The organism is Nonomuraea sp. NPDC049758 (assembly GCF_040674635.1).
Lineage (GTDB): Bacteria > Actinomycetota > Actinomycetes > Streptosporangiales > Streptosporangiaceae > Nonomuraea.
Genome location: NZ_JBFAMZ010000029.1, coordinates 88,185 through 99,916 on the forward strand (window position 1 = coordinate 88,185; position 11,732 = coordinate 99,916).

The 11,732-nt window shown below is 73.3% G+C and carries 9 protein-coding genes; 1 reads left to right on the forward strand and 8 read right to left on the reverse strand.

The genetic code is table 11. From position 1 onward, the window contains the following. The first annotated feature begins 39 nt into the window (after window positions 1-39). A complete protein-coding gene (locus AB0J46_RS46040) occupies window positions 40-2,133 on the forward strand; it encodes a molybdopterin-dependent oxidoreductase (protein WP_364341917.1) in 2,094 nt (697 codons plus the stop codon). Here AB0J46_RS46040 and AB0J46_RS46045 read toward each other — a convergent pair. From AB0J46_RS46045 to AB0J46_RS46080, 8 genes are all read right to left on the reverse strand, one after another. Further along, window positions 2,126-2,608: a metallophosphoesterase family protein gene (locus AB0J46_RS46045; protein ID WP_364341919.1), complete on the reverse strand. Its 483-nt coding sequence runs from the start codon at window positions 2,606-2,608 to the stop codon at window positions 2,126-2,128. The two genes, AB0J46_RS46040 and AB0J46_RS46045, sit on opposite strands and share 8 nt — an antisense overlap. Before the next feature lie 7 nt (window positions 2,609-2,615). Continuing rightward, complete coding sequence (locus AB0J46_RS46050; RefSeq protein ID WP_364341921.1) at window positions 2,616-3,341, reverse strand: SRPBCC domain-containing protein; 726 nt, start codon at window positions 3,339-3,341, stop codon at window positions 2,616-2,618. 1 nt (window position 3,342) lies between these two features. Further along, window positions 3,343-3,930 (reverse strand): helix-turn-helix domain-containing protein, encoded by a 588-nt coding sequence (locus tag AB0J46_RS46055; RefSeq protein ID WP_358299237.1) that lies wholly within the window; start codon window positions 3,928-3,930, stop codon window positions 3,343-3,345. A 32-nt stretch (window positions 3,931-3,962) separates the two neighbouring features. Further along, entirely contained in the window at window positions 3,963-5,189 is a 1,227-nt protein-coding gene (locus tag AB0J46_RS46060) for a sigma-70 family RNA polymerase sigma factor (RefSeq protein ID WP_364341922.1), read from the reverse strand. Then, complete coding sequence (locus tag AB0J46_RS46065; RefSeq protein WP_352331477.1) at window positions 5,186-5,530, reverse strand: YciI family protein; 345 nt, start codon at window positions 5,528-5,530, stop codon at window positions 5,186-5,188. Before AB0J46_RS46065 ends, AB0J46_RS46060 begins: the two co-directional genes overlap by 4 nt. Before the next feature lie 19 nt (window positions 5,531-5,549). Beyond that, window positions 5,550-6,026, reverse strand: a complete 477-nt coding sequence (locus AB0J46_RS46070) for an ATP-binding protein (protein ID WP_364341924.1) — start codon at window positions 6,024-6,026, stop codon at window positions 5,550-5,552. Window positions 6,027-6,140: 114 nt separating this feature from the next. Then, the gene (locus tag AB0J46_RS46075; RefSeq protein ID WP_364341926.1) at window positions 6,141-8,489 is read right to left on the reverse strand and encodes a SpoIIE family protein phosphatase; all 2,349 of its coding nucleotides are present in this window, start codon (window positions 8,487-8,489) and stop codon (window positions 6,141-6,143) included. Window positions 8,490-8,514: 25 nt separating this feature from the next. Continuing rightward, window positions 8,515-11,732, reverse strand: a 3,218-nt coding sequence (locus tag AB0J46_RS46080) for a response regulator (RefSeq protein ID WP_364341928.1), incomplete at its 5' end; no start/stop codon positions are given.

Here is an 11,732-nt window from a genome sequence, read left to right on the forward strand (position 1 = left end):
CGGCTCGGGGACGGGCCCGTCCGCTCATAGCCTGGTCACATGGTGACCCGGCTCGCGACCTGCAACCTGTGCGAGGCCATGTGCGGCCTGCGCGTCGACCTGGACGGCGACCGGATCACCGGCATCCGCGGCGACGAGGACGACCCGCTGTCGGCCGGGCACCTGTGCCCCAAGGCGGTGGCCCTGCAGGACGTGCGCAAGGACCCCGACCGGCTGCGCCGTCCCGTGGTCCGCACCCCGGACGGCTGGCGCGAGGTCTCCTGGGCGGAGGCGTTCGACCTGGTCGCCGCCCGGCTGGCCGGGACGCGCATCGTGCACGGCCCCGACGCCGTGGCCGTCTACCTCGGCAACCCGGTGGTCCACAGCCTGGGCGCGCTGACGCACGCGCCGCCGTTCGCCCGCCTGCTGGGCACCCGCAACCGCTACTCCGCCGCCTCCCTCGACCAGCTCCCGCACCAGTACGTCGCCCGCCACCTGTACGGCAGCCAGTGGCTGCTCCCCGTGCCCGACATCGACCGCACGGCCTACTTCCTGGCCTTCGGCGCCAACCCGGCCGTCTCCAACGGCAGCGTGATGAGCGCGCCCGGCGTCGTCCGGCGCATCCGCGACCTGCGCGCCCGCGGCGGCCGGATGGTGCTGTTCGACCCGCGCCGCACGGAGACCGCCCGCCTCGCCGACGAGCACCACTTCGTCCGCCCCGGCACCGACGCCGCGCTCATCCTGGCCATGGTCGGCCTGATCGTCGGCGGCGGCGCCGCCCGTCCCGCGCCGTACGTGGACGGGCTCGACCGGCTGGCCCCGGCGCTGGAGGCGTTCACGCCGGAGCGGGCCGCGGCCGTCAGCGGCGTGCCGGCCGAGGTGATCACCCGGATCGCGGCCGAGTTCGCCGCCGCCCCCACCGCCGCCGCCTACGGCCGGATCGGCGTGTCCACCCAGCGGTTCGGCACCCTGTGCCAGTGGGGGATCCAGCTGCTGAACCTGGTCACCGGCAACCTCGACCGGCCCGGCGGCACGCTGATGAGCAGGCCGGCCGTCGACCCGGTGCGCAACCGCCTGATCGACCCCGGGCACGAGGGCAGGTGGCGCAGCCGGGTGCGCGGCCTGCCCGAGTTCGGCGGCGAGCTGCCCGCCGCGGCGCTCGCCGAGGAGATCCGCACGCCCGGCGCAGGGCAGGTGCGGGCGCTGGTGACCATCGCCGGCAACCCGGTGCGCTCGGTCCCCGGCGGGCACGAGCTGTCGCGGGCCCTTTCCGGGCTCGACTTCATGGTCAGCCTCGACTTCTACGTCAACGAGACCACCCGGCACGCCGACGTCATCCTGCCGCCCACCGACCTGCTCGAACGCGACCACTACGACCTCGTCTTCAACCTGGTCGCGGTCCGCGACCACGCCCGCTACACCCCGGCCGTGCTGCCCAGGACGCCCGGCGCCCGGCACGACTGGGAGATCCTGCGCGAGCTGGCCCGGCGATACCGCCGCCTGGTCCGGGCCGGGTCGCTGTCCGACCGGCTCATGCTGCGGCTCTCGCCGGAGCGGATCGTGGACCTCGGGCTGCGGGCGGGGCCGTACCGGCTGAGCGTGGCGCGGTTGCGCCGCCACCCGCACGGGCTGGACCTGGGCCCGCTCAAGCCGAGCCTGCCGGGCCGGCTGCGCACGCCGGGCCGCCGCGTCCAGGCCGCGCCGCCCGTCCTGCTCGAGGGGCTCGCCCGCGCCCGCGCCGAGCTGCTGGCCCCCGCCCCCGCCGGGCTGCTGCTGATCGGCCGCCGGCACCTGCGCGACGACAACTCCTGGCTGCACAACTCCGCCCGGCTGGCCAAGGGCCGCCCCCGGCACCACCTGCTCATGCACCCCGGCGACCTGCGCGCCCGCGGGCTCACCGACGGCGCGCCGGTCCGGGTGCGCTCCCGCAGCGGCGAGGTGACGGTCGAGGTCAGCGCGAGCGAGGACGTCATGCCCGGCGTGGTCAGCCTGCCCCACGGCTACGGCCACGACCGGCCGGGCGTGCTGCTGTCGGTCGCGGCCACGCTGGGGGGCGCCAGCGCCAACGACCTCACCGACCCCTGCCTCCTGGACGAGCTCACCGGCACGGCGGCGCTCAACGGCGTGCCCGTCACCGTCGAGCCGCTCAGCTGACGGGCACGATCTCCGCACGGGTCAGGACGCCGTCCTCGACGGTCAGCAGCCCGATCGTGCCGTGCGGCTGGCGGCGGCGGTCGGTGGGGGAGCCCGGGTTGAAGATGCGCAGCCCCTCGCCCGACTCGTCGAGCGGGATGTGCGAGTGGCCGAAGACCACCAGGGCGGCCTCGGGGAAGCGGCGGCGCAGCCGGACCAGGCGGCCCTTGGCGGGCCCGCTGTCGTGGATCATCCCGATCCGCAGGCCCTCCAGGGTCAGCTCCAGCGTCTCCGGCGCCACCACGTCGGGGCCGTCGTTGTTGCCCTTCACCACGTGCACCGGGGCGTAGGCGGCCAGTTCGTCGAGCACCGTGCGCACGCAGACGTCCCCGGCGTGCAGGATGACGTCGGCCCCGCGCAGGTGCTCGGCCACCCGGGGCGGGCAGGCGCGCCACCGCCGGGGCGCGTGGGTGTCGGACAGCGCCACCACGTTCATCCGGACGTCATGCCCGCAGATCCTCCAGCCAGGCGCGCCAGGCCGGAGCCTGCCCTGCGGGGTCGCCGAACAGCAGGTGCATGGCGAGCAGGCTGCCGCCCATGCCCTGGACGAACCGGTAGAGGGCGTCGGGGGTGCGGACGCCGACGCTCTGGGCGTTGCGGACGTAGACCACGCCCTGGACCGGGGGCAGACCGGGCGGCGCGAGCCGGACGGTGTCGCCGGGCTCGGGGCGGCCGCCGAGAGCGGCGTACAGGGCCCGCCAGGCGCGCGGCCAGTCGCTCACCGGCGGGCCTGACTCGGTGAGCGGGGTCGCGGCCCGCCCGGCGAAGTGGCCGAGGTACTCCGTCAGCGTCGCGAAGAACAGGGCCAGGCCCGTGGACATCGCCTCGTACTCCTGCTCCCAGTCGTCGCCGGGCAGGAAGCCGCTGGTGACCATGCGGAGCAGGGTGCTGCCCTGGCCGCGGCCCTCCAGCAGGAACTCGTAGGCCACGAACCGGCCGTCGGGGCCCGGGACGCCGGAATGGGCGAAACGCTTGAGCGGGTCTTCGGCGGTCACCCTGGACTCGGGCAGCTCGGCCCCGGCGAAGGCGGTGCGGATCGCGCCGCCCTCGACCTCGTTGCGGCCCATGAACCACGAGTCGATGCCCGGCCCGGTGGTGATGGCCGCCCACACCTGCTCGGGCGTCGCCTCGACCATGGACTCGAGGGGGATCTCGAACTCGCGCCCCACCTCAGGAACCCTTCTTCACGGACGGGTGCACGGCGACGATCAGACGATGGTCCCGCCCGCCCTCCGCGGACTCGTCATGATATTTGCTGACCAGCGAGGTGACGCACTGCGCCAGCTCCTCGGCGAACGCGGCCCGGTCGGCGGCCGAGGCGAAGCGCACCTCGCCGTCGATGGCGAACGTGGCCACCTTCTTCTGCGCCTTGGCCGCGCCGGTGATCAGCGTGCCGACGTCGCGGACGAGCTGCGCCGCCAGGGCCAGCAGCCAGCGCGCCGACAGCCGGTCGGGGGACCGGGCGGGATCGGGCTGCACGGCGGCCAGAGCCGTGGGGGAGATCACGAAGGAGGCGGCCGTGGCCTGCATGACGCGCTCGGTGACGTTGCCCTTCCTGCGCTCCTCGACCAGCTCGACCAGCCCATGACGTTCGAGGGTGCGCAGGTGGTAGTTGACCTTCTGCCGGGCCAGGCCCACCTTGGCGGCCAGGGACGTGGCAGAGCCCGGCTCGACCAGCTCCGCCAGCAACTTCGACCGCATCGGGTCGAGCGACGCCTCGGCGGCCGCCGCGTCTTCGATCGCTGCCACTTCGTGCATGCCTGAAACGATCGCACCGAAAAAAATCGTTGTCAAGCCAGCCGGGCGGCCTTGCCCTCCAGATAGCGCTGCTCAGGCAGACTGAGCGTCCGCCGGGCCGCCTCGCGGAAGGCCAGCGCCGCCCCCTCCGCGTCGCCCTCCATCTCCAGCAGGTGGGCGCGGACCGCGGCCAGCCGGTGGTGGCCCGCCAGCCGGTCGTCGGCGGCCAGGCCGTCGAGCAGGTCGAGCCCGGCCCGCGGGCCGTGCACCATGGCGGCGGCCACGGCCTGGTTGAGCCGCACCACCGGGTTGTCCTCCAGCCCGGCCAGCACGCCGTAGAGCGCCAGGATCTGCGGCCAGTCGGTCTCGGCGGCGGTGGGCGCCTCGTCGTGCACGGCCGCGATCGCCGCCTGCAACTGGTACGGGCCCAGCGCGCTGGTGGCCAGCGCCTTGCTGACCAGCTCGACGCCCTCCTCGATCAGCCGCCGGTCCCACGACGAGCGGTCCTGCTCGGCCAGCGGCACCAGCGAGCCGTCCGGCCCGGTGCGCGCCGCCCGCCGCGCCTCGGTCAGCAGCATGAGCGCCAGCAGCCCGGCGACCTCGCCGTCGCCGGGCAGCAGCCGGTGGACGAGCCGGGTCAGCCGGATCGCCTCGCCGGTCAGCTCGGGCCGCTGCAGGTCGGGCCCGGAGGTGGCGGTGTAACCCTCGTTGAAGATCAGGTAGAGCACGTGCAGCACCACGCGCAGCCGCTCGGCCCGCTCCGGCTCCGGCGGCGGCCCGAACGGCACCCCCGTGGACCTGATGCGCTGCTTGGCCCGGCTGATGCGCTGGGCCATCGTCGCCTCCGGCACCAGGAACGCCGCCGCGATCTGCGCCGTGGTCAGGCCGCCCACGGCCCGCAACGTGAGCGCGAGCTGCGAGGGCTCCGAGAGCGACGGGTGGCAGCACAGGAACAGCAACGTCAGCGTGTCGTCGCCGGACGGCGTGCGCTCCTCGCCCGGCGCCGGCTCGACGAACTCGTCGGCCGGGACGGCGACCGCCGCGCTCTCCTCCCGCCGCCGGCGCGCGCTCTCGCTGCGGAAGTGGTCGATGACCCGGCGGGAGGCGACCGTGATCAGCCAGGCCCGCGGGTTGTCCGGCACGCCCTGGTCGGGCCACTGCACGGCGGCGTCGAGCAGGGCCTCCTGGACGGCGTCCTCACAGGCGTCGAACTGCTCGTAACGGCGGACGAGCACGCCGAGCACCTGCGGCGCCAGCTCGCGCAGCAGCCCTTCGATCACTCCGCCACCTCGTCGATGACGGGCCGCACCTCCATGGCGCACAGACGCGCGTCCGGCCAGCGCGCGGCGATCTCGGTGGCCCGCTCGACGCTCGCGCAGTCGACGATCAGATAGCCCGCCAGGTACTCCTTGGCCTCCAGGAAGGGGCCGTCGGTGACGGCGGGCACGCCGTCGCGCACCATCACGGTCTTGGAAGAGGCGGGGTCGCCCAGCGCCTGGCCCCCGGCCAGCTCGCCGTTGGCCTCCAGCTCGGCCATGAGCGCGTCGACCTCGGCCATGACCTGGTCGAACCCGTCGGCGACGGCCTGCTGGGCGGCGGGGTTGCTGTAGATGAGCAGCATGTATTTCACCTGCCTCATCCTAGGGTTCCGGGAAATCCGGCCGGGCCAGGCCGGGTTCGACCGAGTCGCAGCCCTGGGGGACGAGGGTGCCGGGCGGCCGGTCGGCGGCGGTCCGCACGCTCATGTGCAGGCGTAACCGGGAGCCCCGCGGGCTCTGGTCGAGCTCGACGCGGTCGCACAGGTGCTGGATCAGCCACAGGCCGAAGCCGAACCCCGCCGAGTGGGCGCGGCCGTGCTCGGCCGCGGCCAGGTGGGCGGCGCTGAGCCGGCCGGCCTCGTCCGCGATCTCCACCGTGACGCCGCCGGAACCGGTGCGGGCCAGCACGGTGCCGGTGCCGCCGCCGTGGTCGAGGACGTTGGTGACCGCCTCGTTGACCGCCAGCACGAAGTTGTCCAGGCGCTCACCGGACAGCCCGCTGCGGCCGGCGTGGTCGCGCACGAGGCGGCGGATGGCGTCGAGATCGGTGCTGATGGGACAGCGTAGCTCCGGTTCCATGCCCATGGTCTGATCAGTCCTGCCTGGGTGTGGCGTGGCGGGGGACCCGGCTTTGGTTGCTTACCAGACGCGAGCCCGGCAAACTCCCGGGCCGCCCGGCCGCGGCGCGGACGGCTACTGGAGGCGGGCGCCGATGATGCACGTGTCGTCGTCGGTGTCGGAGTTGCTGTGCGTCAGCAGGTGGTCGAGGCGCTGCTCCAGGGTGGCCGCGGGGTGCCGGGCGATGTCCAGGAGCCGCTGCTGGGACTCGTGCAGGTTGACGTCGCGGCGTTCGATCAGGCCGTCGGTGTACATGAGCAGGATGTCGTCGGAGGCGAGCTGGACGTGCGTCTCCTCGTACTCGGCCTCGGCGACCGCCCCGAGCAGCAGGCCCTTGGTCAGGTCGAGCTCCCTGGCCTGGCCGTCGCGGACCAGGATGGGCGGCAGGTGCCCGGCCCTGGCGTAGCGCAGCACGCGGGTGCGGGGGTCGAACAGCCCGCAGATCGCGGTGGCTGTGACGTTCGCGGTCAGGTGGTGGGCGACCAGGTTGAGCCAGGTCAGCAGCTGGCCCGGCCCGGCGCCGGTGGCGGCCAGGCCGCGCAGCGCGTTGCGCAGCACGACCATGCCGGTGGCCGCCTCGATGCCGTGCCCGGCGACGTCGCCGACCGACAGCAGGATCTGCTTGGTGGGCAGCACGACCGCGTCGTACCAGTCGCCGCCGACCAGGTGCTCCTTCTCGGCCGGCCGGTAGCGCACGGCGATCTGCAGGTCGAACGCCTCCAGCGGCTCCCGGCTCGGCGGCATGATCGCCTGCTGGAGCTGCAGGGCCAGCCGGTTGCGCTCGGCGGCCTGCTGCTCGGTGTGGGCGAGCTGGTCGCGGGTGGCGGCCAGCGCCACCTCTGTCCAGTGCTGGGAGGAGATGTCCTGGTAGGCGCCGCGGATGGACAGCAGCAGGCCACTGTCGTCGAAGACCGGCTCGGCGACCACTCTGATGTGCCGCACGGTGCCGTCGGACCGCTGCAGCCGGTAGGCGGTGGAGGCCGGACGGCGGTGGTGCAGCACGGCCCGGACGAACCGGCCGATGGCCACGGCGTCGTCGGGGTGGGCGTGCGTGGCCAGGCGTTCCAGCGGGATGGGCGGCTCGTCGAGGGACATGCCGTACAGGTCGTGGAGCTGGGCGCTCCAGACGATCTCGCCGGTGAGCAGGTTCTCCTCGAAGCCGCCGATGCGGCCCAGGCGCTGGGCGTGCTGGAGCAGGTTGGCGAGCTGGGCGTCCTGGTCCTGCAGCCGCCAGATGAGCAGCACGCCGTCGCCGAGCCGGATGATCGCGATGCCCGCGACGGTGTGCAGCGGGATCTGGTCCACCAGGGCGGTGATCGTCATCTTCTCGGCCCTGAAGGTCTCGCCCGTGGCGTGCACGTGCTCGATCCTGGCCAGCAGCGCGCCCTCCTCGGCGGCCAGCGGGTACGCCTCCAGGAACAGGCTCCCCACGACCTCGCCGCGCGGCCGCCCGGCGGGGTCGAGGAAGCGCGGGTTGGCGTGCACGATGCGGAAGTCGGTCAGCCGGCCCTCGGTGCCCAGCTGCGGGCGGAGCACCAGCGCCGCGTCCGGCAGCGCGTCGGCCAGGTCGATCAGCTCGGGCAGCACCTGCGGCTCGTGCACGGCCTGGTCGGTGGTCTCGAAGGTGTGGGCGCACAGGTCGGCCAGCACCTCGATCTGCTTGACGATCCGCGCGTCGGGCTGCGGCATCGCGTGCGGCCAGCCGATCTCCAGCACGCCCAGGATCCGGCCGCCCGTCCCGGCCGGGGCGGTCGCCCGCGCGCCGGGGGTCTGGCGCTGCCCGATCGAGGGCAGGCCCACGGCGGCCAGGTCGTCCAGCCACACCGTGCCGCGTTCCAGCAGCGCGCGGCGGGCCGGCGTGGCCACGCCCGGCGGCACGTAACGCCAGCGCCTGGCCTCCTCGTCGGCCAGCCCCGCGTACCCGGCCAGGGTGAGTGACGCGTCCGGCCCGGCCTCCCAGATGGCCACCGTCGTCGCGCCGAGCGCGGACAGGGCCTGCTCCAGCAGCGACTGCGCCACGGCCTGCGCGTCGGTGGCGGTCAGCGCCCCGTTCTCGGCGGTACGCAGCCGCACCGCCACCTCCGCCGACTCCTCGGCGCGGGCCGAGCTGAGGAAGTCGCGGGCGGCCTCGCTGATGCGGTCGTGGGCGGCCTGGTTGATGATGTCGGCGGCCAGTTCGAGCTGTGTCACCCCCGCCTGGTCGGCCAGGGTGGCGAGCTGCCTGGCGGCGGTGGCCAGGCTGCACTGCAGGCGCTCGACCAGCACGCCCTTGGCCACCTCGACCAGGGCGCGGCCCTCGGCGGCCCGCTGGGCCTCCAGGATCTGGTTGTGCAGGCGGTCGACCGTCGCGGCCAGACGGCCGAGATTGGGCGGCTCGGTACGCTCCGGCGGCACGGCGGCCGCCGGATCGTGCTGGTGGTGCACTGCGTTGCTCCTTGAGGGGGACGGGTCAGGCGCCGAGCCAGTGACGGATGCGTTCGACCAGATGGTCGGCCTCGACCGGCTTGGTCACGTAGTCGCTCGCGCCGGCCGCCAGCGCCTTCTCCTGGTCGCCCGGCATCGCCTTGGCCGTGACCGCGATGATGGGCAGGTCGGCGTACTGGGCCATCGCGCGGATGCGGGCGGTGGCGGTGTAGCCGTCCATCTCGGGCATCATCACGTCCATCAGCACCAGGTCGATCTGCGGGTGGGCGACGAGCGTGTCGATGCCCTTGCGGCCGTCCTCGGCGTGCAGCACGTCGATGCCGTGCACCTCCAGCATGCTGGTCAGCGCGAACAGGTTGCGGGCGTCGTCGTCGACGATCAGCACCGTCCGGCCCGTCAGCGAGGTGTCGATCTCGGCCCCGGCGAGCTGGTTGACGTTCCCGGCCCGGATCAGCGGCAGCACGTCGCCGGGCTGGTCGGCGGTCAGGTGCAGGGCGATGCGTTCGCGCAGCTCGTCGAGGCTGGACAGCAGCTCCAGCGGCTGGCCGCCCTCGCGCGTCTGCAACGGCACCGCCTGCTGTGAGCTGGCCCGCCAGTTGTTGTAGGCCAGGACCGGCACCGAGTTCAGGGCCTGGTCGCCGTCCATGGCCTCCAGCAGGCGGTAGGCGCTCTGGTCGGGCAGGTCGAGGTCGAGCACGATGCAGTGGCAGGGGTCGGCGGCCAGCGTGGCGGCGGCCTCCTGCGCTCCGGCCGCCGTGACGATCTCGATCGTCTCGTCCTTGCTCAGCGCCAGCTCCGTCACCACGCTCTCGGCCACGTGCGAGAGCAGGCCCTGCGGCCGTTCCTCGATCACCAGCAGGCGGCGCGGCTGCGGCTGGTGGGACCTGGCCGGCGCGGCTGCCTCCTGCTCGGGCGTGGTGACGCGGGCGGCCTCGACGATCACGGAGGGGTCGGCCAGGGCCTTCTTCGGGGAGAGCCCGATGAAGTCCGGCCGGGCGATCGGCAGGTAGAGGGTGAACACGCTGCCCTGACCCGGCGTGCTCTGCGCGCTGATCGCGCCGCCGAGCAGGTGGGCGATCTCGCGGCTGATGGACAGGCCGAGGCCGGTGCCGCCGTACTTGCGGCTGGTGGTGCCGTCGGCCTGCTGGAACGCGCCGAAGATGGCTTCCAGCTGCTGGGCGGCGATGCCGATGCCGGTGTCGACCACCCGCAGGGCGACGGCCGCGCCGTGCTGGCGCACCGAGGCGGGCAGCTCGTCCTGGGCGGCCGGTTCGATGCGCAGCTCGACGCTGCCGGTCTCGGTGAACTTGACCGCGTTCGACAGCAGGTTGCGCAGCACCTGGCGCAGGCGCGAGTCGTCGGTCACGACCTCCACCGGGATGCCGGGGGCGTTCGTGATCGTGAAGTCGAGGCTCTTCTGCGACGTCATCGGCCGGAACGTGGCCTCGACATAGTCGAGGAGCTGGCGCAACGGCACGCGTTCGGGGTTGATGTCCATCTTGCCCGCCTCGACCTTGGACAGGTCGAGGATGTCGTTGATCAGCTGGAGCAGGTCGGAGCCCGCGGAATGGATGATCTCGGCGTACTCGACCTGCTTGGGCGTCAGGTTGCGCGTGTGGTTCTGGGCCAGCAGCTGGGCCAGGATGAGCAGCGAGTTGAGCGGGGTGCGCAGCTCGTGGCTCATGTTCGCCAGGAACTCGCTCTTGTACGTCGAGGCGAGCGTGAGCTGGTGGGCGCGGTCCTCCAGCTCCTGCCTGGCCTGCTCGATCTCCAGGTTCTTGGTCTCGATGTCCTGGTTCTGGCGGGCCAGCAGCGTGGCCTTCTCCTCCAGCTCGGCGTTGGAGCGCTGGAGCTCCTCCTGCTGCTGCTGCAGCTCCTCCGACCGGGCCTGCAGCTCCGCCGCGAGCCGCTGCGACTCGGCCAGCAGCTCGTCGGTGCGGGCGTTGGCCACGATCGTGTTGAGGTTGACCCCGATCGTCTCCATGAGCTGGTCGAGGAAGGCCCGGTGGACCGGCGTGAACGCCTGCACCGAGGCCAGCTCGATCACGCCGAGCACCTGCTCCTCGACCACGATCGGCAGCACCACCACCGAGGCGGGCTCGATCGTGCCGAGGCCGGTCGAGATCCGGACGGAGCCGGAGGGCACGTCGTCGACGGCGATGACCCGGCGGCTGCGGGCGGCCTGGCCGACCAGCGCCTCGCCGAGCCGGAACCGGGTCGGCCTGCCCGGGTCGGCGGGGTAGCCGTAGGCGCTGATGAGCTGGAGCTCGTTCTCCTCGGCCAGGAAGAACGCGCCGTACTGGGCGCTGACCAGCGGGGCCAGCTCGTTCATCACCAGTTCGGCGACGGCCGCCAGGTCGCGGTGGCCCTGCATGAGCCCCGACATGCGGGCCAGGTTGGACTTGAGCCAGTCCTGCTGCTCGTTGGCGGTCGTGGTCTCGCGCAGCGACTTGACCATCGAGTTGATGTTGTCCTTCAGGTCGGCCAGCTCGCCCTCGGCGTCGACCGTGATCGAGCGGGTCAGGTCGCCGGAGGTGACCGCGCTGGTGACCTCGGCGATGGCGCGCACCTGCCGGGTCAGGTTGGCGGCCAGCTCGTTGACGTTCTCCGTCAGCCGCTTCCAGGTGCCGGAGACGCCCTCGACCTCGGCCTGGCCGCCGAGCCGTCCTTCGCTGCCGACCTCGCGGGCCACGCGGGTGACCTCGGCGGCGAACGAGGACAGCTGGTCGACCATCGTGTTGATGGTGGTCTTGAGCTCCAGGATCTCGCCGCGGGCGTCGACGTCGATCTTCCTGGTCAGGTCGCCGCGGGCGACGGCCGTGGTGACCTGGGCGATGCTGCGCACCTGGTTGGTCAGGTTGTCGGCCATCGAGTTGACGTTGTCGGTGAGGTCCTTCCAGGTGCCGGCCACGTTCGGGACGCGGGCCTGGCCGCCGAGCTGGCCTTCGGTGCCGACCTCGCGGGCCACGCGGGTGACCTCGTCGGCGAACGCGCTCAGCGTGTCGACCATGGTGTTGATCGTCTGGGCGAGCGCCGCCACCTCGCCCTTGGCCTCGACGGTGATCTTCTGTGACAGGTCGCCGCGGGCGACGGCGGTGGCCACCTGGGCGATGCTGCGCACCTGGCTCGTCAGGTTCGACGCCATGACGTTGACGTTGTCGGTGAGGTCCTTCCACGTGCCCGACACGCCCCGGACCGTGGCCTGACCGCCCAGGTTGCCCTCGGTGCCCACCTCGCGGGCGA